We start from the raw sequence: 22,365 nt of genomic DNA, 5'->3' as shown, positions 1-22,365 counted from the left end.
TCTTGTGTGTGTCCGTTGCCTGACATTCAGGGATTGCTTCCGTTCTGCTCCGGCGCGCCGAAGCTCGGCGTCGGGGATCCAAAGTCAGGTGCCGGTGTGTCGAGCGCAGGCGGTGAGGTTTCGTCCGTGGACGGTTCGGACCCGAACGGTGCTGCGGGGGTACCAAAGGGATTGGCCCCATCCTCGCCCGGCATCGGCACGTTGAGCTCGATCGTGGACGGATCGACGGCGACCTGACCGGATTTGTAGTGCGTGACCAGCTGCGGGAAGGCGATGACGATGATCACCATGGCAAGCTGGATACCGAGATAGGGAAGGGCACCCATGTAGATCTGGCCGGAGGTAACCGGCTGGATCGTCTGGCCGGTGATCCTGTCTTTATAGGCCCGCGTTGGAGCCACCGAGCGCAGGTAGAACAACGAAAACCCGAAGGGGGGATGCATGAACGAGGTCTGCATGTTGATCGCCAGCATCACACCGAACCAGATCAGGTCGATGCCGAGGCTATCGGCGACGGGTGCAAGCAGCGGAATGATGATGAAGGCCAGCTCGAAATAGTCGAGAAAGAAGGCCAGGAAAAAGACCAGGAGGTTGGCGACGATGAGAAAGCCGACCTTGCCGCCGGGAATCGATGTCATCAGATGCTCGACCCAGACGTGGCCGTTGACGCCGTAGAAGGTAAGAGAGAAGACACGTGCACCGAGCAGGATGAAGATCACGAACGAGGAAAGCTTCGCCGTTGCATACAGCGCGGACTTGATCATCTTCAGATCGAGACGACGATTGAGGGCGGCGAGCGCGAGCGCGCCAACCGCGCCCATCGCGCCGCCTTCTGTCGGCGTTGCCAGGCCGATGAAAATCGTACCGAGAACAAGGAAGATCAGGACGAGCGGCGGGACGAGCGAGATGATGACGCGCTGCAGAAGCTTCCAGCCTTTCATCGTGCGCGCCTCGGCGGGCAGTGCCGGCACGCTTGGCGGCCGGATGATTGACATCGTGATGATGTAGGCGGCGTAAGCGGCAACGAGGAGAAGCCCCGGGACGAGCGCGCCCTTATACATGTCGCCGACGGAGCGGCCAAGCTGGTCGGCGAGAATGATGAGGACGAGGCTTGGCGGAACGATCTGCGCCAGCGTACCGGAGGCTGCGATCGTTCCTGCGGCGACACGTCGGTCATAGCCATAGCGCAACATGATCGGAAGAGAGATCAGGCCCATCGAGATGACGGATGCGGCAACGACGCCGGTTGTGGCGGCAAGGATCGCACCGACAAAGATGACGGCGAAAGCCAGGCCGCCGCGAACCGGACCGAACAGCTGTCCGATTGTGTCGAGCAGATCCTCGGCCATGCCGCTTCGTTCAAGAATTAATCCCATGAAGGTGAAAAACGGGATCGCAAGCAGTGTCTCGTTCGACATTTGTCCGAAAAATCGGTCCGGGATAGCGCCGAAGAGATTGACGGGCAGAAGTCCCATTTCAATACCAACAAACCCGAAGATGAAGCCGACGAAGGCAAGCGCGAAGGCTACCGGATAGCCGATGAGGAGTACGACGATCAGCGAGAGAAACATGATCGGCGCGAGATTTTCCGCGAAGAATGCAAACATGATGGCGATCCGGGCTTAGAGTGTCTGTGCTTCGGCGTCAGCGAGGGCGATCGCATCGGGCATGTCGCCTCGTAGGATCGCGATCCGCTTGATGAGTTCCGAGACGCCCTGAAGGGCCAGAAGACCGAAGCCGAAGGGGATCATCGCCCAGACAGGCCAAAGGATGAGCCCGCCGGTATTGTTGGATATTTCTCCGGTCGAGAATTTCTCGACCACCGTCGGCCAGGAGAGGTAGATGGTGATCAGGCAGAAGGGGAACAGAAAGAAAATCGTCCCGAGAACTTCGATCCAGAGCTGCGTCCGGCGGGAGAGATGACCATATACCAGGTCGACCTTGACATGCTCATTGCTCATCAGCGTCCAGGCGGCCGCGACCAGAAAGGCAGCGGAGAAGAGATACCATTGCGCCTCGAGCCAGGCGTTAGAGCTGAGATTGAACAGTTTGCGCGTCGTCGCGTTGATTGCGCTGATCAGCACCGCCAGAAGCAGAAGCCAGGAGACAGTTTTTCCGAAAAATGTGTTGATCGCGTCTATCGCGCGCGAAAGCGCTAGAAGTCCGGCCATGAAGTTCCTCCCCGAGGCCGCAAGCAGCGACCGCCAAGGAGACCTACGGACTGTGATTAGGGGACGCAATAATGGAAAAAGGTAATCGTATGACGACTACCCAGTAGTGGGTATGGCAATCAATCGGCTTCCAGCAGCCCGTGTTCGATGGCGATCCGCGTCAATTCCGCGGTCGTAGATAGACCAAGCTTTCGTTTGATGGTCTTGCGGTGGGTTTCGATCGTGCCGACGGACAGATCTAGCTGTCCCGCAATAGCCCGATTGCTGTGGCCGGCGGCAAGAAGAGCCAGGATCTCGCGCTCGCGTGGCGTGATCGGAAGCAGTTCGTTTTTTGCCTTTTGCTGTCGCTGCAAGAGAACGTCCGAGACACCGGTGGAAAAATAGGTGCGCCCCGCGGCAACGGTTTCGATGGCTGCGACAATCTCTTCGTTGGGCACGTCCTTGAGAATGTAGCCGGTCGCGCCTCTGAGGATGGAAGCGGAAATATATTCGCGGTTGTCATGCATGGACAACATCAGCACCTTCGTCGAGGGGAGAGCACTCCTGAACAGTTCGATGGCATCAATGCCGCTGATCTTCGGCATGTTGATGTCCAAAAGCACGATGTCGGGCATTTCGACTGCGGCAAGCTCCAAACCCTGCGTTACTCCGCCGGCCGTGCCGACAACCCTTATGTGTTCGTAGGTTTCAAGGACCGCACGCAAGCCTTCGAGCACAAGCGGGTGGTTGTCGACAAGCAGGACGGAAATCGATCGGTCGTTGTTCATGCTGCCTTCGGGGGCTTCGTCGTTGCATTTGCCGACTTCGGAAACATCGCCGTCAGGGTCGTACCGCTTTCGTCCGTCTGAATGAGCAGTATCCCACGAAAATGGGCCATTCTTTCCTGCATGTTCCTGAGACCCAACCCGCCCGAATAATTCGCGCTCGCCGCATCGGTCTTCTTCGTGAAGCCATTTCCGTTATCAGAAATCGCCATCCGCACACGTCCCTTCGTGCTCCAGATCCTGATCCTGACCCGTGAGGCACTGGCATGCCGCTCGACATTAGCAAGCGCCTCCTGCGCGATCCGGTAAAGGGCCGTATTTGCTTCCGGTTTAAGCGAGTCGTAGCCCAACGGTTCGACTGAGACCGGGATTCCCGTCCGCTGTTCGAAGTGACTGCCAAGCGAGGTGAGCGCAGCCGTCAAGCCAAGATCATCGAGCATCCGTGGCCGCAATTCGTGCGAGAGCTCCCTGACTTCCTTGATCGCATCGTTGAGTGCATCGATCCCTCGATCGATTGCAGCATCGGCGTCGGCCGCACCTGCCTTTACCTTTCGCGACGCGAGATCGAATGAATAGCGAACCCCTACCAGATTCTGTGAAACACCGTCGTGAAGTTCGCGGGCAAGCCTCGCGCGTTCCTCCTCCTGCGTGTCGATGATCCGTTGAGTCAAAAGCTTCAGCTTCCCGTCTGCCATGCGCCGCTCGTGAAATGTGATCCACATGCAGGTGACGAATACGAGAAGAACTGAAGGGACAGAAATCAATGTGACGATAACAAACGTGCGGCGAATACTCTTCTTCAAGTCCGCCTTGGCTGTCGCAGTCTGGGCAAACACATCGTCGAGATAAACTCCGGTCCCGATCATCCAATGCCATTTGTCGAGACCGGCGGCGAAGGACAGTTTATCCGCCATCACTCCTGAAGATGGCTTTTCCCATTTGTACTGGTGCAATCCACCGCCCTCTTTCGCCTTCGCAATCAGGTTGGCAATAACCTGATCGCCGTCGGGATCGACGAGAGCGAGCCAATTGCGGCCAGGCCGAAACGACTGACGGGGATGGACGATGCTGTTGCCGTCGTAGTCATAGACAAAGAAATAGCCGTCCTGCCCATAATCCAGGGAGGTGAGGATTTGCTTTACCTGTTCCTTAGCGCTCTCATCGTTGGCATCGGCTTTTTCGTAGACATCCTTGATCGCGGAAAGCGCGAGATTCGTGAGGTTGAGAAGCTCGGTTTCCTTGGCACGGAGCATGTTGCGCTCAAACGTGGAAATACTGCTCTCGGCCAATGTCGATGATTGCCACGTCGTAAAGGCGGTGATCAAGGTGATCGTCAGGACAAGCGGAAGAATGGCAAGTGCCAGAATTTGATGACGAAGCTGCAAGAAAAGCCCCTCCCATGTTATGACGAGCTTAATCCAGCGCGTGGGCGCACCTCAAGGGCTTGCATGAATGGCTTGGCAAAAGGCTGCTGGCCGAAAAGCATGCACTATGGTCGTTGAGAGGAAGGACGTGTTCTCCCACTACGGCTCGTCGCGTATTAGCTTATTCCGAAATGCGGTTGAAAACGGTAGGCCTTCGCTTGGATCCTCGCGATACCTGAAGCGGGTGAAGGAGGGCAATCCGGCCCCAGGCGTCCAGGCATACTGCTCTGCGTCACTCACCATCGGGTATCATGGCTATGGCATTGGCGCCGTTACCGTCCAATCGGCATTGAAACGTATTGACGCTTCGCAGCCGGGGGGCTTCATCGGAATCCGGATCCAGCGAATGGATCTTCTCCCTGGTTCGCGTGCAGATGATAAACAGGAAGATTGACGTCATCATGCATCTGGTGACGTAAGAGAAGCTGAGCGACGAATGGCCAAGCCATCATCAAAGTAAGAAAATTACGCAGCTCTATTCCGAACGCGGTTTTCGGAGCGAAGGCCGAAGCAAAGTGGCTTGCGGTCTTCTGCTTTCGTTGTAAGAACGGCATCATTCGCTTCTGGTACTGCGCGATCCCATTTAGGGGTGCATCAGTAGCGCGCGCCAACTCGCCGGCAAGCACATAGGCCTCGGTCATCGCCAATCCCGATCCCTCGCCAGCAAGCAAAGACACACAGGCTGCCGCATCGCCGACAAGCACGGTTCGACCCTCGGACCAACTGTTCATTTGGATCTGACTAATGCGGTCGAAATAGAACTCGTCAGCATCGTCTAACCGCTTCAAGATCTGCGGACATTCCCAGCCGACATCCTTGAAGACCTCTCTAAGGGTCGCCTTGCGCTCCGGCTCGGCAAGCGAATTGTGCTCGCCAGCATCCGGATCATGATATACGAAGAGGAACAGGGTCCTGTCGTCTCGCATCGAAAACCGCGACACCTGCCTGCCTGGTGTTGCATGGCTGACATAAGTCAATTCATCGCGGGGCCGATATCCCGATAGCTCAAAGGCGGCTACCTTGTAGCCCAAATAAGTCTCAAACTGCTTTTCATCCCCGAAGACAAGTTCGCGAACGCGGGAATGGAGGCCATCTGCTCCAACAACCATGTCAAACCTGCGACTTGCACCGTGTTCAAAGGTGACATGGACACCAAGCGCATCTTCGTTAATTGCTGCAATGCTGTCGCCAAAAATCGTTTCGACCTCGCCGGCAGTCGCTGCATATATGGCGGACGAAAGGTCGCTTCGCTTCACACTGATGAAGCGTTTGCCCAGGACACGTCGAAAAACATCCGTTGAGAAGCCCCCGCGCCGCTGTCCACTGCTGTCGACAAAACGGACCTCCTTGACACGATACCCAGAGTCTTGGAGATGAGGTACTATGCCCATCTTCGCTGCCACGTGATAGCCTAATCCCCAGAGGTCGATGATATATCCACTCGACCGCAGTCCCGATGACTGCTCGATCAGAACGGGCTCGTGGCCGTATTGATGAAGCCAATAGGCCAGTGTCGGTCCGGCGATCCCAGCGCCACTGATGGCAATTTTCATGACTTCGGCCCTCCCAGAGCAGCAAACGCTCGATCTCGCTGCTTCGCGGCGCACGGCAAAGTTAAAACACGTCGTCCGCATTCAACGGTGAATACGCAGTGGCAACAACAGAAGGGCCGCAGATGTCGTTGGCCATAGCCACCCTAAAGACATGCCGCGAACCGTCGGCGATCCCACTTCCTATTTCGTCCGGCCAACTACCAATCTCTAGGTCTGACTTTCGCATCCATCATAAGCTACCTGCCACTGCTAATCCTCAGCTTCGCTTCTCTGCATGCCGCGACGAAGAATTTCCTGCTCGCCGCCGTAGGGGTCTGTCGCCTCAGTGCGTTTCGGCAACTAGCCACTGCCGCGCTATGAGAGGCTCCGTGGGTCGGCCACTCGCATTCAAGGAAGTCGAGCGTATCGTAAATGCTTCTGAAAGACCTTTCCGTGCCGTTCTGAAAGCGAACCGTTATGGCGTTGGGCCATAGGACATCAGTCGTCACAATGCTCTCCTCCGTTGCTAACTCGCGCTGGCATCTGCGCTGACGGTCGGTAGGTCTTTCATCTCGATCAAGCGGTCGGCGCAAAGATTTGCAGCGCCTGGAATACTGTTCTCCACTCCAACAAGCGCGACCCATCCTCCTTTTTCAATGAAGTCACCACGTTGCCACGAGTACGTTTTCTTTAGATCATTTAGATTTTTTGCGGCATCAGCCGATGAGGCAAACCGTTGCACACACACTGAGGCGACCAATTTCGAAGTTGCTTCGCGTGCGGCACGATCGGCCATGACGGACGCACGGCCAGAAGTCGTCCATCCGCCTGCGGTAAATCCCAACGCCATTGTCACGACCGACGCCCCCACCATCGACCAGATCCACAGCTTCTTCGATGGACTGTACTCATGCCAGCGCATCGCCAGTGTATTCTTCTGAGAGTCCGTGTTGGTCATTGTCATGTTCCTTTCCAATGCTCGCTTGCGAATGCCGGGGAGGCGGGGGAACAGGGCCGGCGCCTGATAGCTACCGGCCCGACTCGCAGCGGCCAGAGAAGGAGTGCGATGCACATCTGCGAGCCAATATGATTGAGGTGGTGCGATAATCGCCAATATCAAATAAAATGCCCGTGATCACAAAGAACGAAAATAATATGATAGAGTATCTGGTGAATTATCTCATTTAGGATTGAGGCCTATAGCTCGATAATATTTAGTTCTGTATCGAGTTTTCGACAGAAATAGTTTATTCGCGCCAACATCATTGGCGAGATACGCGATATTCGTCTTTCTGACCTCCATCCAACGCTGCCCAGGATTGTCCTTCAAAAGAAGTCTAATATCGTCGCTGTCTGCTCTATTCGCTGCCTTGGAGTAGCGAACAGACGTTCAGCCGTTCGGCGGAGACGCCTCCTCAACTGTAAGCCGAGACAAGATATATTTTAGTTCTGTCAGAGCTACTCCGGAGGAGCGCGCCGCGATGATTTTCGCGGTTGCGACTTGGGCCAACTCGTCGCTCTGCTTCAGGCCACGGCTTGCGCGCCATTCGTCAAGCAGCACGCTCAAGGCGACGATATCGACAATTTCTTCTACGGGCCTGGGCGGAGAGAAGTAGTGCCACACTTGTTGGAACTCCTGTCGCTGATGAACCGCTGCCTAGGTCTCTACAAACTGCAGTCCCGGCAGGCATGAGGATGTATCACGGCATGATATTCGCACGGGAATGCGAAATATGTCAAATATGAACGGAGCATGAACGATCATAACAATGTGAACAATCGTTTTACCTTGCCAGCTCCCTTCTTTCGCCGGGTGTTTGTCCAGCCTCCGAGCCTGCTCATGACCCTTCAGTCCGAGAAGGGATGCTGATCTGTCCCACACACTGCTGCCGTGTAGAGTCCGAAGTCCTTATTATTCGAATGGGAGCCCGTCTCTGTTGAGGACAGATAGATCATCGCATGATATAAATTATCAAATTGAGCTTTCTTCGCTTGGGCGGAGACAAAAGACCGGAACTTCGCAAACATGACGCGGTCGGAACGTGTTTCTGCCTCTACAAGGCTGATTGCCCAGTCTTGGGAGAAAGGATGACAGAATGTTCCCTAACGCTCATGAAAGCGACGAGCCGGCTGACCGGCGTTCCTCGCGATCTCTACAACGTCGTGGTTCTCGTGAACTTCCATCGCTCACCGAGGACAGCAACAATTTCTGGATGACTATCGCTTCGGCCATTTGACTGAGGAAATTTTTCAGGCGCGACTGGCCGATGATCCCGTCCTGTCAGACTATGTTCGCATGGTGTGCAACACCTGACATCTGGTTGTTTCCGTTTTGCGAAAACTCCGACGCAAGGCTGTAGCCGTGTGGGAGGAGTCTGTGCAACGGAGAGCCGTCCGGCGATCCACTCGCCACGTGGTGGCAGGCGAAGGTCACCGCCAAGCCTTGTAGGCTTGCGAATTTTATCCGATCACGAAAGCGCTTTTCGGTGTTTGCTAGACGACGGACCATGATGCGTTCGCGGCGCTCAGTCGTGTTTTCTGCAAAAATTCAGGGGCACGCGCCATCCTTGCTATCTCTCCAGTGCTCGCCCGTCGGATGACCCTGGCGACCGGACCAAATTCGGCATCCAAAGTTCGCAGAAAAATCTCTTGAAACGTAGGTCGGGAAATATTTATATCACGGCATGATAAAAATTGTTTCACCGTCCACGGCGATCGGTCTCCGCTGACATGAGCAGGGGAGACCACCTGGCCGACGAGGTCCTGGCCGACAGGTTGGGCCTGAAGATCCGCGAGTTCCAACGCTATCGGGCGCAGGGTCTTATCGCAGTGGAGGTCCGGGAGGGCGAAGGTTGCTTGCACGTCACTTGCCGTTTCGGCAATCGGATATGGGAAGGCCGCGTCGAGGCGGGCGCGATCACCTTCGAGCAAGTGCGATACGTACGCGGTCTGCGAGCCCGTGCTCGCCACTAGAAAATGAAAATCAACCAAGATGAAAGAAGGATCGAATATGATAAAGCATGCCTGGCTGGTCGCATTGATCGTTCTCGGAGGTGGAGCTGCCTCGGCCGACGCATTACCAAGGATGATCAGCAGCAGTGGAAACTGGGGTGTCTATGCGTATCAACGAGGCGGCAAAACTGTGTGCTACGCGCTTTCGGTCCCGAAGGACTCTCAGCCATCGAATGTCGATCACGGAAAGAACTACTTCCTCATCGCCCCCGTCGAAGGTGTAGATCGCAAAGAACCCGAGGTCATTGCCGGCTATCCGCTCAGGCCTGGGTCCATGATTGAAGTCTCCGTTGGGCCGAGCGCGTTTCGCATGTTTACGAAGGACAACACCGGCTGGGTCAACGACACATCTCGTGCTCCCGAACTGATGAAGGCTTTGCGGGCAGGGCACACCATGGTCCTTCGGGCAGTGTCCGCAAGGGGCACCCGCACGACCTACACTTATTCGCTCGAAGGAATTTCTGCAGCGTTGGACAGAGCCTCCCACTGCAACTGACGGAGCCAACGCCGCTGTTCGAGCCCGAATGCTGCGTTCTCCTCCGCGGTGCAGAGCTCGCGACGCCGGTGGGTGTTTGTTCCGCCACGGCCGGCAAGGAGAAGATGGAGGTCGGCCTTGGAATAGCTGAAGCGTTCTATAATTCTGCGGGCCTCGTGCCGTCTGACCATTCTGGCGGTGAAACGAAGGGACGTCACGCTGACGACAGCCCTCTTGCTCACCGCTTTCCATCAACATCAGGAAACCCTCGACGCGAATGCGGAGGGTCGATGCTTCCCAATGTAGCGGCGCGCAAACCGCCGCAAGACATCGGCGTACTCTCTTTCTTGAGGAGATCTTCTCAGAGGTAGAAAAGCACGTAAACGGAACCGCTGGAAATGCCTGCGCAAAGGAACGCCACCCCTGCCAGAAAGAGTTTCACGTCCATTTTTCGAACCTCAGTTGAGGGCCTTTTCAGCCGGGACCTGAGAAGCAAGTTTAGTCGCCTCGCCGGGAATGGAAGCGATGGCGAACATGACGGCGACATAGCTCGCAAATATTGCGGATATCAAAGCTGTTTTCGTCATCGTGCCCTCTTTTGTATCATGTAATGACATTCTTTAACGGCTCGTCCATATTGTCAATCCTGAATGCAGGCTGAACAAAATGATGGGGGAGCCATGAGCGACGAGAAAATTCTAATCGTAGAGGACGACGCCTTTCTGGCCGAAGATCTTCGCGACATCGTTTCCAGTTTTGGTTACGAGACGTCAGGCATAGCCGACTGCTTCGAGGCAGCGTGCCGGCTAGCGGCCTCCAGTACAATTGCTCTCGTGGACGTCAACCTTCGCGATGGCGCCACCGGTCCGAAGATCGCCCAATATCTCGCGAGTGAGTTCGGGCTGTTGGTGGTGATGGTGACCGGCAATCCTGAAGCCGTTCAAAACGGCCTGACAGACGTCGTAGGGATAATTTCCAAACCGATCGATCCGCCCACGATCGGCAAAGTGCTGACCTACCTTCAGGACATCCGCCGAGGAGGTCGGGGAATTCCGCCAAGCGGGATGCGGCTTTTCGCCTGAAAAAGCAAGACAGGGTCGGGGAACACCATGAACGACATGCGCGCCGAGCTCGGCCTTTGGGTCGGGCTGATCGAAACCATTCTCATCAATCGTGGAGTGCTCAATAACCAAGGGCAGCTGGCGACGGGGATGGGAATATCGCTGCCCCAGGATGTCGAGGAAATCCTTGACGGCTTCATCGAGAATCCGATCGAGCTTGTCGGCTTGCTGAAGATCTCTCGGGAAGCTCGCGATGGCCGGCCTCTGTCTCCAGCGGTCCTGATGGCCGCGCATCTAATGGCGAGGGAAGTTCTTCAGGCACTTCAAGACGGAAGCCGGGAGGGTGATGAGGACAGCGTCAAGCGCACCTAAGTCAAATCGTGAGTGCAACTATCCACGCTATGGCGGCGATCACGACGACTGCCTCAGGGCGGATTGCAGTATGATTGTGGTTACCGGTTCATGTGCTTTCATAGCTATGCGCCCTCGGGGTCAGATTTCTGTTTCAAGAGGGCGCAACAGACCGCCACTCGGCGGTGGGTACCGTGGGCTGTCGTTACTCTCGGATGATCCAAGAAATGGTCCCGCGTCAACGCAAATGGCCCGCCCGAAATCATTTCGGGCGGGCCTGGCGCCGACCGGAAACTCTTAACATCCAGTCGAACGCTAGCTGTCCGAGACGACAGGATCGGTAGCCTGCGGCAGTTCTTTCAACTTCATGAGTTGGTCGGCGCAGTCGTCCGTCGCGTTTGTCACCGTTTCGTCTATCCCGGCGATCGTTGCCCAACCGCCTTCCTTGATAAAGTCGTCGCGCTCCCATGACGATTTCGCCTTAAGGGATTTAAGATTGTCGGCGGCGTCATTTGCCGTGACGAAGTTGTGCACGCAGACGCTCGCCACCAGATCGGCCCTGGCGTCCCTGACGGCAATATCCGTCATGACACCTGCCCGGCCCGAAGTCGTCCATCCACCCCAAGTAAAGCCGAGCACCATTGTCAATGCCGATGCCCCGACGAGCGACCATCCCCACAATGTCTTCGATGGTCGGTAGCTCGACCAGCCGCGTTCGTGATCCGCCATAGCTGTTCTCCTCTTTTATATCATGTTATGATACAAAATCGAGCTTGCAGATCAATCACGGCGTGATCAAAAACAGGTGATCGCCTTCAGGCGAGTTCGGTGACCTTCCGAAGACGGGATAGGGATTCCGCCAGCAGGGGCTCGTTCTCCAGCATGCCCTCGACGTGAACACGGGCAAGGGCCTCGAGGACATCGCGGCCCTTCGAGGTCATACCAATCATGACGCTGCGTTTGTCGTCCTCGGCTGGAATACGTTCTGCCAGGCCCGCTGCACACATCCGGTCGACGAGCTGAACGGCACCATTGTGGTGCATCAGCATCTGCTCGGCGAGATCCCGTAGCCTGATCTTGTGGCGGGGTGCCGTGCGCACCACAAGGAGCGCCTGATACTGCTGCGACGTGACACCAGCTTCGGCAAGCGCAGCCTCGCTAAATGCCAGGAAGCGCCGCATTGCAAGTCGAAAACCGGCCAACCCATCGTAGACATGGTCGCTCAGCGCCGTTTTTTTTGCCTTGGGGCCAGGCATCGAATAAATCCTTTTCGTACGTCATGATGTGATATAAAATCGGCGAACACGCCAGGAGAACGGTTCGCGAGTTTGCAAGCCAATGTGGGAGACAGTGCCAGGCACTGGCATCGACTTCTAACTCGCGAACCATAATCCCATCGAATTGCTCCGATGACTGTGCCAAAATCGTGACGTCTTGGAATTTTTGAGAGTTCTGGAGCGACCCTTTGTGAAAATGTCGATCGAAGTTGCTCGGTATGGGATTCGAATGGAAGGAGATCGCAGCTGGACGGTTTTCGATATCTATACGGGCTGGCCTTTCGAGTACCTCGGGCGATCACTTGATGGGCTCGGAGAAGCAGACGCCCGCCGGCTTTTTGTCGTTCTCAATGCGCTCCACCAGCACCGTATGCGGACGATCGACCAGGAAATTCAGGGTTTACGGGATTAGGTCCTCAAACTCCCTCGGGTACCGTGCCCAAGGAAGGGCGCGCTTGTTCCCTTATGGATGCGGGCTGTTCCCTTCCGCCCGCCGCGCCCGGATGGCTGCGGCGATGAAGACGCGCGACAGACCGTGATAAAGCGGCTCGCGAGAGAGGATGCGCGACGTCACGTAGCCGATCATAGAGACGGCCATGATCGGGATGACAGCCTGGTGGTCGCCGGTCATCTCGAGAATGATGACGAAGGCGGTCATCGGCGCCTGCACGACGCCGGAGAAATAACCTGCCATGCCAAGGATTGCCGACAGCGCGATGCTGGTGCCGAGGAGCGAGCCGACGGTGCTACCGAAACCGGCGCCGACGGCAAGTGATGGCGCAAAGATGCCGCCCGGAATGGCTGAAAGCATCGACAGGAAGCTGGCGGCCAGTTTCTCCACGAAGAACAGCAGTGGCAGCGCATGGCCTTCGACGGCGCTGCGGGCCTGTTCATAGCCGGTGCCGAAAGTCGCGCCGCCCGAGAGGATGCCGATCACGGCGATGGCGAGACCGCAGATACCGGCCAGAACAAGCATGGGCTTCAGCGGTTGCGGCTGCGCCCAGCGGCGGATCTTCTGGCCGAAATGCAATGCAAAGCCGCTGAAGGCAGCGCCCAGCGCACCGCCGCCGATGCCGCAGACCAGGACGAGACCCCAGTCGCGCAATTGTGTTGGCGCCGCAGAGGCTTCGCCAAAATAGTTGTAGTTGCCTGCCAACCCGAGTGCTGCAAGGCCGGACAGAATGACGGCGGTGAGCACCAGTCCGTTCGCCCGTGACTCATAAGTGCGGCTCATCTCCTCGATGGCGAAGACGATACCGGCAAGCGGCGTGTTGAAGGCAGCCGCGATGCCCGCCGCCGACCCAGCAAGGATTAGGCCGCGCGCCTGCGCCATGCCACCGAAGCGGGCGACGGCGAGCATGATCGACGCGCCAACCTGCACCGTCGGGCCTTCGCGGCCGATCGAGGCGCCGGAGAAGAGCCCGAGCACCGTCAGGACGATCTTGCCGAAGGCGATCCGAAGCGACAAAAGCCGCGTCCGCTCGTCCTCGTCGCGCAGATGCCGGGCGGCGATCGCCTGCGGAATGCCGCTGCCCTGCGAATTCGGAAACAGTGTCGCCGACAGACAGGCCGACAGCATGAAGACGAGGGGCGTCAGGACGAGCGGTAGCAGGAAGGCCCATTCACCCGAGGATGTCAGGCTCGAAAATCCGTACTGCGCCAGATCGGCGAGCTTGGCGAAGCCGACGCTGATCACGCCGATCGCTAGGGCCCCGCACCAGAAAACCAGCCGCGGCCGCCAGAGAGAGAAGGATCCCCAGAAAACGCGAGAGCGACGGAGCAGCTTGAAATTGCGATAGGAGGAGGGCATGGGGGACTCGGAAACAGGTCTGGGTCTTCGATCTTAGCGTAAGGGCTGAGAAAAGCGGACCCCTTGGGTGGTAATCATTAGTTGGGCTGCGTCTTAGAGGGGCATTCCCATTGCAGCCGACAAGGCTCTGACCCGCACGACGAAGCAAATCGCGCACACGAGAACGCTATCGCCAAAAGCGCCAAAACGATCCGCGTATCTCTCTGCACGCTCGATGCCCTACAAATATCATTGCGTGACATAGAATGCGTTCGATTGCTGGTCAAGATATGAAAGGATGGCGGAAAAACCAGAACCGGGGCGCTTAATATGAGGGCCGAGGTGGCTTGTATTGACCGTGCTGGATTAACCGACGAACCGGTGAAGAGTTCCGACCCCCCGCAAAGTGCCTTTGTCAGACCGGCGGTGGCGCGACGGTATGACCGATGAGTAGCAAGGTCCACACGAGAATGAGAATAAGCGCGAGCCCCGCCAATGCGATTAGTAATGTCATCTTGTTGGACATGTCCGGATTATATCTCATTGACTGTGGTAATGCGTTCACTCTTACGCTATCTCTGACCAATGGCGTGTGCTGCGTGCGCCGCGGGCTTCCCGAAATTGACGGAGACTGACGATCAACCTTCCAACAGGGAGCGCGAACCCATGTCCTCGACGACCGCGACTGGCCGCATACAATCCACACTTCGCCGATTTCTCGACAACGAAGCATCGGGCGGTCTTGTCCTGATGGCTTCAGCGGCACTCGCGCTCATCGTCGCGAACTCGCCGCTTGCCGACGTCTATTTTCACGCGCTGCATGTGTATATTGGTCCGCTCAGCCTACTGCACTGGATCAATGACGCGCTCATGGCCGTCTTCTTCCTGCTGGTGGGTCTTGAGATCAAGCGCGAGATGCTTGACGGCCAGCTATCGACATGGAGCAGGCGTATCCTTCCGGGCGCTGCGGCCGCTGGTGGTATGCTGATGCCGGCACTCATTTTCGTAGCATTCAATCTCGGCAATCCGGCCAGCCTTCGAGGATGGGCGATTCCGACCGCAACCGACATCGCCTTTGCGCTAGGCGTGCTGTCGCTTTTCGGGAACCGCGTTCCTGCCTCGCTCAAGATCTTCCTGGCGGCGCTTGCGATCATCGATGACCTTGGTGCCGTCATTGTCATCGCGATCTTCTACACCACTGATATCAATGTCGTTGCGCTCGCCGGCGCTTCGGTGACCCTTGGCCTGCTCTTCGTGATCAACCGTGCTGGCACCACGCGGCTCCCGGCTTACCTGGCGCTTGGAATTGTCTTGTGGCTGCTTGTCTTCGCCTCCGGTGTCCACGCGACGGTGGCGGGCGTCATGCTGGCCCTTACGATCCCGATCAAGCGTACCCCCGGCACACCGGAGGCCCGCGACGAGGAGTCCCCTCTGCATCATCTCGAACATCTCCTCCATCGCCCGGTTGCCTTCGTGATTGTTCCGCTCTTCGGTTTTGCCAATGCAGGCGTATCTCTTGCAGGTACAACGCTCACGACGCTCGTTGATCCTCGCACGCTTGGCGTCGCTGCTGGGCTATTTGTCGGAAAGTTATCCGGTGTTCTGGTCACCGTGGCGATCCTTGTGAAACTGAAATGGGCGCAGCTTCCGGCGACTGCCAATTGGTCGCAAATGACGGGTGTGGCCATCCTTTGTGGGATCGGGTTCACAATGAGCTTGTTCATCGGGTTGTTGGCCTTTGATGATCCTTCAATCCAGGACAAGGTGAAGATCGGCATTTTGACAGGATCAGCCCTTTCGGGGATCGTCGGATCGGGTGTCCTCCTCGTCAGCCGACGGAAGGCAGTTGCGAAGGCTGCATGATCACACTTGCTTCTCGTTTGGTGAAGGCAATCTGCGCCGATCTTGAGGCGACGAAAACGCATGGATTCGCGGCGGGTATGGTTTAGGCGACGTTCTTAGCGCTCGCAACAGCCCTCTCGTCGTTACCTCCTACATCCCCGCCGACGTTTTCATAAAGCTCGGCGCAAACTCACTCGACGAGATCCTGGGCATTATTGCCTCCATCATGCTGACGGTTACCACGTTGCCGCTCTGCTGCGACTTGTAACAGTGGGGATCCGCCATGTCCCGCACTGCTGGCGCGTTGGTTCTCGTGACGAAACGAACTGCCACGCCCCGGTGCGGCCGGCTCGGTCGCCATCCCGCACAAAGCCGTACGCGAGAAAACAGAGGCAGCCCGGTTTTGGTCGACACCTATTGATTGCAGGAGCAGGCCGCCGTACGAACTCCCTGTTTGCTGATCTACGTAGCTAATCGACTATTAGAATCGCCGTCGATTGTTCTGAATAAAGATAGCTCGCAACAATGAGGGGGCCGAAATGTCGCATCATTAGTACGAGCAAACACAGTAGAAGCGCGGAAACGCACATTGCAGACGCGAATATCTTTAGGGGCTTTATCGTAGACTGCATCCAACCTTTTGCCGCTGAGTTCATTTTTTCCTCCGGGGTTGGTGGCAGTGCTCGCGATCGCTCCCGCGCCTTCCAGCCTAATTCTTGCAAGTATTGTCGTTCGCGAATGATATGCCGTCGCTCTTTGCCAGCTTCATGACGTAATCCTCCGCGAGATCCGCAACTTCAAGTGCGATTTCTGCTTCTCTCCAACCTGCAGCAACCGCCGCCTCAATCAATCGATCAAGCTCGCGTTGAAATACTGCCCGGCGTTGAGAGGCGCGATGATCATGGTACAGCCCAAATAACGGCGGTTTGATTTCCCTCATTGCCTAATTATTACACAATCTTGCCGCTTTTCAAACACAATTGGCACAACAAAGCGTGACCTATATTGCTCACTTCTTGCATGCTGGCTTGTCCGCCAGCGGACTGAATGTGTCGCTTGGCACTTAAATTTGAGAATGCGGCTGTTTCGCCGGGAGCGGGAAAAAACCTGGGGGTCACGCTGCAAGATTTAGCTTTGCCTTCTTAAGTCGACCATCCGCTGCGGCGGCTCGGACTTGGGGAACCCGATGAGCGCCAATCGGTGACCAACGCATCTGACGCTTCTTGTTCATGCGGGCATTGACGAGGCTGTTGGCGGCACTTTCAGCCGGCGAACTGGATATCGGCAGGCCGGACCAGTATCGCCGACAGTAGTTGACGATAGAAGCTTCATTCTGGAGCAGGTAAGTGTGAAGATTGCCAATCAGCTCGTAGAGGCGCCTGATTTTGCCGAGGGCGTCGCGAAATCCGGGCTGATCCAATTGGGCAAGCATCTGTTTTACGGCCTCGCTCGCCTCTCCGACATATCCACTCCATAGCAAATGTCGAAGCCTGGGCACATGGATCGCGACGTCTCGAAGATAGACGTTCAGATCCTGGAGATACTTGATGCCCTCCCAGGCCTGTTCAATGTGTCGGAGACGCATCGATATATGAAACCAGTCAAGAATATGCGTAACGGGCTGGCGTGTTGCGTTGACAACGATGTTTTGCAAGCCGACTTCTCCATCGCTGAAAACACTGACATCTCGGCCGGGCAGCCATCCCTGTGCGCGCATCGCCGCGCGAACGATATCGTGTTTGCCGGTGGCGATATGCGGCGCGCCGGCAAACTGACGCGGTGCTCGGCCTTCCGAAACAACGCGTCCCATCGCGATCTCGAAATGCCGGCTTTGATAGCCGGGAACCGCGCGAATGTAGGCGCCATCGATGAAAACGGAAACGGGAGACTTGCCGGCGCGACTGAGACGATAGGGGCACGCGACGTCCCACTTTTCGATCTGATCGGCAACCTTAGCCAGCCGGTTACGTCCGGTGATTATGGACTCTTGCCGTCGGCAAAAAGATATCAAGTACACGAGCTGCTTCTCGAAAGGACAAACGGGAGCCGAGTTCTGCCTGAATTCGCTCCAATTCCGGCGTTGCTCTTCCATTTAACAGGCTCGGGGCGCAATCGGTGGCCAATCTTGCGCTCGATCCGCATTCGCAGCGTCGCCACCGTGGCACACACACACGACAAAGGCCGAAGAGCGAATGGATCGTACGGGATCTGTAATCGTGAACCTGGCGAGAGCAATCGCAGCGCGGGCACTTCCGATCACGCTGGACGGCCTGATCCGTCTGAAACTGCGTCAGCTCCTTCTGCAGATGCAGCTGAATTTCTTTGCCTTCTTCGAGGGTAAGGCCAAAATCGTCGAGACGAGCCTCATCGACACTTCGCTTAACGTTGGCAATTTCGCGACGCTGTCGAACGCCGTCCACCCCCACTAGCTCGACGGAGATGATCATCTTCAATTGTGCGGTCAACGAGTACCCTTTCCAAAAAGCACTCGATTACCTGGATATCCTTACCCCCACGTTTTTCCCACTCTCGTCATGCGGGGCGTGGGTAGCGACGGCAAGTATAACCTTCTCGTGCTGACCCGTGATCGGACGTCAGATCGTGCACAGAAACTTTTGGACTTGGGCAACAACTCGCTCTTGCAAGGCTCATTTGCGGATGAAGAGATTGTTCGCGGTGGATTGACCGGCTTCATGAGGTTCTTCAGGAAGCCTTCGGCTGGACCAACAGCCATCTCTATGAGTTCAGGATCGTGACATCGGGTTCGGCGTGCCTGATGCCGTCGTCACCGACCAGAAGACGGATCAAGGCACGCCCGTCATTCCGCTCGCTTACGTGATCGTGCCCTTCGAGGGTCAGGTGCTCGCCCGGTTGTCGACCAACGCGATGGAACTCGGACGCGCCTATGCGGTAACCGCCAACGGGGCAACGCCGGCAAGCGCGCTGTCCCTCCTAAAGCGCGGTGAGGGGAGAAGACCATGGTACAGTCCCTGAAGCTCGGCCGCCAACGAGCGGGCGCAAACCGGCATGCGCCGGATCAATCGTCTGAGAGCAACAGGAGCAATATCTAGGCGAGCGGCAACGGCAGCATATGGCGCGGCTGCAGGCGAGCGATGCCGCCTATGACGCCCCGATCGCCATCGACCGCGGCAAGCTGCAGACGAATGCGAAATCAATCGATCAGGCATCGGCCGACAGGGCAATCGCTTCAGCTTTACATTTCGTTGTGGCAGGGAGAGGTGCGAGTGTGATTCATAAGGCGCTTCGAGTCGACGGAGCCTTTCATGCCAGCCTCTCCCGCCTCTTCACGCGCCATTCTTGATCATTTTTCGGTGCTTTCCGACACGCGAGAATATTGGCGGGTGGTTTGTCCGCTGCCGGAGGTTCTGCTGCTCGTGCTGTGTGCGACGCTGAGCGGCATGGAGGATTTCGTCGAGATCCGGCTTTGGGGCGAAGAGCGGATGGACTTTCTGCGGCGGTTCCTGCCCTTCGAACGCGGCCTACCCTCCCACGACACGTTAAACGACGTCATCAACGCACTTGATCCGGACCTGTTCAAATCCTGCTTCACCTCGTGGGTCGAAGCGTTGCGGGATGGCGATCCGGACGTCATCGCCATCGATGGCAAGACATCAAGGCGCACCCACGCGCGCGGCCGGGGGCGCGAACCGCTGCATATGGTGTCGGCATGGGCGACCCGGCAGCGGCTGGTTCTTGGCCAGGAGGCGACCGACGATGGCGGGCACCGATGCCGAGGGGTATGGCGGCTTCCATGATAAGGTGAACAACCATTACTTCCGAACTTTCGGTTCGGCGGTGCTGATCGCGCTGATCGGGACGGGGATCGACGCCTCGATGCCGAAAAGCTCTACGCTGGCAACGCAGGAGACGGCCTCGGATGCGGCACGGCGGAATTTCGCTGAGGGCTTCGGGCGCGTTGCCGAGCAGACGATCAGCCGCAACCTCAATGTCCAGCCGACACTCGAAATCCGGCCCAGATACAAGTTCAATGTCCTCGTCGACCAGGACATGGTGTTTCCTGGCTCATACAGGAATTGATCTTATCGGCTATCAGTGGCCGAATGTCCCGCGATCCTTGAGGGGCCGCCAGCGGTGCCGAAACCCATGACAGGGGGACCGCCGTTTCTTCAGCAACCGGGGCCGTGACAGATCACGATGCTGATATTTGTGCGGGAAGATAGTTGGCCATAAGCGAGCAGTTTCCAATTACCCAAGTTCAATCGTCTTTTGAATAAAGCGCAGCCAAGGTTCGATTCACTTCAAGCCCGATAGCGGAATAACGGGGTCGGCTGTTCGCATCAAGAGCTTGAAAAACCTAGCTTTGGATAAAGAAGGAGTAGCGAATGAAACGTTCCACTGGATTGGCGCTGATCTCATAGATGATCGGTATGCGAGCTTTGTGTGTGACTGGGTCGAATGCGGTGCTTCGATGATTGGTGGCTGCGGTGCGGGCGGTTGTTGAAGCGTTGCCGGCTTCACAATTATCGGTTCACGCCTCGCGCCTTGGCCCATGTAATCACGAAACCTATCCCCAAACCCGTCTGATCGCGTCCAGGGCCGCCAGTATAGTCGGGTCTTGAGTGCGAGCATCCATGCAGAGGAAACTGAGTGTCGTGGAGATCTTGACATCTTCAGCGATCACGAGGCCGTGTGCCTGCTGTTCATAAGGGCAATCGACTCTCGGCAAAGGCTCAACCCTACCCCTGTACGCACCATGGCGACCATGGACGTCTCCTGATCCACTTGGGCGACGATGTTTTGCCGGACGCCTAGATCGGCAAACAGGCGCGATAGCAATCGATTGTGGACCGAGGCCTGCGGTGTGCCGATCCAGGGAAGTGTTGCGAGCTGTGGCCAGTCCGCACCGCGCACGAAAGCGGCGAGCGCTGGAGGAGCGACGACACGATAGGTCAATTGCGCCAGGTCGCGGGCATAAAAGAGCGGTGCGGCGCTCTCGCCGGTCATATCGGCGGAAGGGTCGTAGTCGCTTGGGTCTCCGAGAAAGAAGCCGGCATCGAGTTCATTTCGCCTCAGCCCCTCCGGCACATCGCCGCTCATTCCGTGACGCAGCGTGGTTTCTATGCCAGGTCCGCTTTCGATGAGCGCTTTCAGAAAGGCACCCAAACGGGTGAATTCCGGGTCGATGATCGTGCCGATCCGCAATTTCCCGCGGATACGTGTCGATAGATGTCCGGCTGTCTGCCCAAAATCCGTCAGCGCCGCTAGCACCTGTTCGGCCTTGGCAGCCAACAGCGCCCCTTCCTGCGTCAACTCCAAGCCCGTGGAAGTCCGCCGGAACAGGGATAGGCCGGTTTCCGCGGCAAGACGTTTCAGTTGCAGCGTTACGGCCGGTTGCGTGACGTGCAACAACTCCGCGGCGCGGGTGACGTTGCGCTCCCGCGCCACGGCGACGAATGCCCTCAGTGTTCTCAGGTCGATCGAATTCAGCATATTAATTTCATTAACCACGACAGCCACTCCTCGATCTTCGCAACGGATCAGAGAAGGTCATGGAAGGCAACTTCGTGCGCGTCCTGTCCTGGTACGACAACGAGTGGGGCTTCTCCAGCCGCATGTCTGATACGGCTGTCGCTTTCGCAAAGCTCATCTAAGCCTGTTGATATCGTCGAAGGCGGCCCGGAAACTGGGCCGCCAATCTTCTGGGTAGGCGCCTACGCCGCGTGCAACTTATAGACCTCTGCCGAGTGTGCCGGCATGAAGCTTTGGTCGAAAGCCGTTTGATCGTAGACTGAAAAAGCGCCCTTATGATCGCGAACGACGAAATCGCCGGGCTGGGCTCTCAAAGCTTCTGAGCCGTTGAATAACGTGACACCCGTTTCCGCGACAACCATTTGACCATGGCCGTAGCACTCAACAGCCCAATGCGGCACCGAATCCCAGCGTTCGCCCGAGGCAGAGATGATCTCGTCAGCGCGGACAACTTCCACCCGGATCGGTATTCTCAGATATTCGCGCATCGGGCCGAACATTGTCCCTTCGAAATGCAACCGTTTCCCGGCGTACTAACAACCAGCAGGCTGCTGAATCGCTATCGCTATCGCTAGTGCCTTCTTTGGCAGTGTTCGGCAATCTAAACTTTAACTATTCACAGGCTGATCGGGTCGCCTACGAGCTGCAAGCAAGAACACGCGCTTAGCTCCACGTCTACTGCCGATCCTGTGATCGAAGGCGGACGCCTATTCCTCCATCGGTAATCTCACCTTCACTCTGAAAGGTTATGCCTGCGGCCTCGAAGGTGAGCGTCAATAGACGAAGGTTGCTGTCGCGCATCTCTCCCCCTCTCTCGAATGCTCGAATGGATACCGCGCTGATCGAAGTCTTCTCGGCGAGGTCTTTCTGGGTCCAGTCGAGAAGCGCCCTAGCTGCGCGGCACTGAGATGGTTTGAGCATAAAACTTTCTATTTTCGCAAGTTGAGAGTTGAAAAAGAAACTTAAGCGTGCTAACTGGCTATAACTTATCTTTTGCGAAGCATCGTGGCAATGAAGCACACGTGCGGCGGAGCTCATTCATGGAACTGCGCCAACTCACCTATTTCAAAGCCGTGGCCGAGGAACTGCACTTCGGCCGGGCGGCAGCCAGGATGCGCATTGCCCAGCCGGCGCTCAGCAATCATGTGATGTCGCT

The 22,365-nt window shown here is 56.9% G+C and carries 22 protein-coding genes and 5 pseudogenes; 11 read left to right on the top strand and 16 right to left on the bottom strand.

Annotated features, from left to right (window positions below; all coding sequences use genetic code 11):
• Positions 1–26: 26 nt before the first annotated feature.
• The 7 genes from AS026_RS12240 to AS026_RS12215 form a co-directional block, all read right to left on the bottom strand.
• A complete protein-coding gene (locus tag AS026_RS12240) occupies positions 27–1,607 on the bottom strand; it encodes a TRAP transporter large permease (protein WP_062369739.1) in 1,581 nt (526 codons plus the stop codon).
• Between the two features lie 15 nt (positions 1,608–1,622).
• Positions 1,623–2,171, bottom strand: coding sequence for a TRAP transporter small permease subunit (locus tag AS026_RS12235; protein ID WP_062369738.1), 549 nt, complete (start codon positions 2,169–2,171; stop codon positions 1,623–1,625).
• A gap of 119 nt (positions 2,172–2,290) precedes the next feature.
• Positions 2,291–2,938 carry a two-component system response regulator MctR gene (gene mctR, locus AS026_RS12230; RefSeq protein ID WP_062369737.1) on the bottom strand — a complete coding sequence of 216 codons (648 nt, stop codon included), beginning with the start codon at positions 2,936–2,938 and terminating at the stop codon, positions 2,291–2,293.
• A complete protein-coding gene (gene mctS / locus AS026_RS12225; protein WP_062369736.1) occupies positions 2,935–4,320 on the bottom strand; it encodes a two-component system sensor histidine kinase MctS in 1,386 nt (461 codons plus the stop codon). Before mctS ends, mctR begins: the two co-directional genes overlap by 4 nt.
• 362 nt (positions 4,321–4,682) lie before the next feature.
• Complete coding sequence (locus AS026_RS12220) at positions 4,683–5,912, bottom strand: FAD-binding domain (RefSeq protein WP_062369735.1); 1,230 nt, start codon at positions 5,910–5,912, stop codon at positions 4,683–4,685.
• Between the two features lie 236 nt (positions 5,913–6,148).
• Complete coding sequence (locus AS026_RS39780; RefSeq protein WP_245307453.1) at positions 6,149–6,535, bottom strand: DUF982 domain-containing protein; 387 nt, start codon at positions 6,533–6,535, stop codon at positions 6,149–6,151.
• Positions 6,418–6,855 (bottom strand): hypothetical protein, encoded by a 438-nt coding sequence (locus AS026_RS12215; protein WP_245307450.1) that lies wholly within the window; start codon positions 6,853–6,855, stop codon positions 6,418–6,420. The genes AS026_RS39780 and AS026_RS12215 overlap by 118 nt, the downstream gene beginning before the upstream one ends.
• Positions 6,856–8,621: 1,766 nt before the next feature.
• Here AS026_RS12215 and AS026_RS12205 point away from each other — a divergent pair.
• Positions 8,622–8,864, top strand: a complete 243-nt coding sequence (locus tag AS026_RS12205) for a hypothetical protein (RefSeq protein WP_245307448.1) — start codon at positions 8,622–8,624, stop codon at positions 8,862–8,864.
• A gap of 37 nt (positions 8,865–8,901) precedes the next feature.
• Positions 8,902–9,399, top strand: a complete 498-nt coding sequence (locus AS026_RS12200; RefSeq protein ID WP_062369800.1) for an invasion associated locus B family protein — start codon at positions 8,902–8,904, stop codon at positions 9,397–9,399.
• 437 nt (positions 9,400–9,836) lie between these two features.
• Here AS026_RS12200 and AS026_RS43985 read toward each other — a convergent pair whose 3' ends face one another.
• A complete protein-coding gene (locus AS026_RS43985; protein ID WP_280950876.1) occupies positions 9,837–9,965 on the bottom strand; it encodes a hypothetical protein in 129 nt (42 codons plus the stop codon).
• Positions 9,966–10,058: 93 nt separating this feature from the next.
• Between AS026_RS43985 and AS026_RS12195 the strand changes: the two genes are divergently transcribed.
• Together AS026_RS12195 and AS026_RS12190 are read left to right on the top strand one after the other, a co-directional pair.
• Positions 10,059–10,460, top strand: a complete 402-nt coding sequence (locus AS026_RS12195; protein ID WP_062369733.1) for a response regulator — start codon at positions 10,059–10,061, stop codon at positions 10,458–10,460.
• Between the two features lie 27 nt (positions 10,461–10,487).
• Entirely contained in the window at positions 10,488–10,811 is a 324-nt protein-coding gene (locus AS026_RS12190; protein WP_062369732.1) for a hypothetical protein, read from the top strand.
• A 294-nt stretch (positions 10,812–11,105) separates the two neighbouring features.
• On the opposite strand, the gene AS026_RS12185 is transcribed toward AS026_RS12190, so the two are convergent.
• A complete protein-coding gene (locus tag AS026_RS12185) occupies positions 11,106–11,519 on the bottom strand; it encodes a hypothetical protein (protein WP_062369731.1) in 414 nt (137 codons plus the stop codon).
• Positions 11,520–11,605: 86 nt separating this feature from the next.
• On the bottom strand, positions 11,606–12,046 hold the full coding sequence (locus AS026_RS12180) for a MarR family winged helix-turn-helix transcriptional regulator (RefSeq protein WP_062369730.1): 441 nt from the start codon (positions 12,044–12,046) through the stop codon (positions 11,606–11,608).
• Between the two features lie 250 nt (positions 12,047–12,296).
• Between AS026_RS12180 and AS026_RS12175 the strand changes: the two genes are divergently transcribed.
• On the top strand, positions 12,297–12,479 hold the full coding sequence (locus tag AS026_RS12175) for a hypothetical protein (protein WP_062369729.1): 183 nt from the start codon (positions 12,297–12,299) through the stop codon (positions 12,477–12,479).
• A 51-nt stretch (positions 12,480–12,530) separates the two neighbouring features.
• Here AS026_RS12175 and AS026_RS12170 read toward each other — a convergent pair whose 3' ends face one another.
• Positions 12,531–13,877, bottom strand: a complete 1,347-nt coding sequence (locus tag AS026_RS12170) for a chloride channel protein (RefSeq protein ID WP_062369728.1) — start codon at positions 13,875–13,877, stop codon at positions 12,531–12,533.
• 645 nt (positions 13,878–14,522) lie between these two features.
• Here AS026_RS12170 and nhaA point away from each other — a divergent pair.
• Positions 14,523–15,719, top strand: a complete 1,197-nt coding sequence (gene nhaA, locus AS026_RS12165; RefSeq protein WP_062369727.1) for a Na+/H+ antiporter NhaA — start codon at positions 14,523–14,525, stop codon at positions 15,717–15,719.
• A gap of 688 nt (positions 15,720–16,407) precedes the next feature.
• Here the strand turns inward: nhaA and AS026_RS12155 are convergent.
• On the bottom strand, positions 16,408–16,638 hold the full coding sequence (locus tag AS026_RS12155) for a hypothetical protein (RefSeq protein WP_062369725.1): 231 nt from the start codon (positions 16,636–16,638) through the stop codon (positions 16,408–16,410).
• Between the two features lie 174 nt (positions 16,639–16,812).
• Positions 16,813–18,163, bottom strand: a pseudogene (locus AS026_RS39775) (ISKra4 family transposase).
• Positions 18,164–18,381: 218 nt separating this feature from the next.
• Between AS026_RS39775 and AS026_RS12140 the strand changes: the two are divergent.
• The 3 pseudogenes from AS026_RS12140 to AS026_RS12125 form a co-directional block, all read left to right on the top strand.
• Positions 18,382–18,692, top strand: a pseudogene (locus tag AS026_RS12140) (IS1096 element passenger TnpR family protein); the annotation flags it as partial.
• Between the two features lie 290 nt (positions 18,693–18,982).
• Positions 18,983–19,432: pseudogene (locus tag AS026_RS12130) on the top strand (ISAs1 family transposase); the annotation flags it as partial.
• Position 19,433: 1 nt separating this feature from the next.
• Positions 19,434–19,757, top strand: a pseudogene (locus AS026_RS12125) (TrbI/VirB10 family protein); the annotation flags it as partial.
• A gap of 600 nt (positions 19,758–20,357) precedes the next feature.
• Here AS026_RS12125 and AS026_RS12120 read toward each other — a convergent pair.
• On the bottom strand, positions 20,358–21,170 hold the full coding sequence (locus AS026_RS12120; RefSeq protein ID WP_245307446.1) for a LysR family transcriptional regulator: 813 nt from the start codon (positions 21,168–21,170) through the stop codon (positions 20,358–20,360).
• Positions 21,171–21,182: 12 nt separating this feature from the next.
• Between AS026_RS12120 and AS026_RS41150 the strand changes: the two are divergent.
• Positions 21,183–21,331 (top strand): annotated as a pseudogene (locus AS026_RS41150) (erythrose-4-phosphate dehydrogenase); the annotation flags it as partial.
• Positions 21,332–21,391: 60 nt separating this feature from the next.
• Here the strand turns inward: AS026_RS41150 and AS026_RS12115 are convergent.
• Positions 21,392–21,709 carry a hypothetical protein gene (locus AS026_RS12115; protein WP_062369721.1) on the bottom strand — a complete coding sequence of 106 codons (318 nt, stop codon included), beginning with the start codon at positions 21,707–21,709 and terminating at the stop codon, positions 21,392–21,394.
• Positions 21,710–21,884: 175 nt separating this feature from the next.
• Positions 21,885–22,130 carry a helix-turn-helix domain-containing protein gene (locus tag AS026_RS12110; protein ID WP_082728508.1) on the bottom strand — a complete coding sequence of 82 codons (246 nt, stop codon included), beginning with the start codon at positions 22,128–22,130 and terminating at the stop codon, positions 21,885–21,887.
• Positions 22,131–22,249: 119 nt separating this feature from the next.
• Here AS026_RS12110 and AS026_RS39770 point away from each other — a divergent pair.
• Positions 22,250–22,365: LysR family transcriptional regulator (locus tag AS026_RS39770; RefSeq protein WP_131815313.1), on the top strand; the 116-nt coding region annotated here is incomplete at its 3' end.

The sequence above is a fragment of the Rhizobium altiplani genome (assembly GCF_001542405.1).
Lineage (GTDB): Bacteria > Pseudomonadota > Alphaproteobacteria > Rhizobiales > Rhizobiaceae > Rhizobium > Rhizobium altiplani.
Note: the sequence above shows the minus strand (reverse complement) of the source record. Positions and strands in the feature narration are given on the sequence as shown.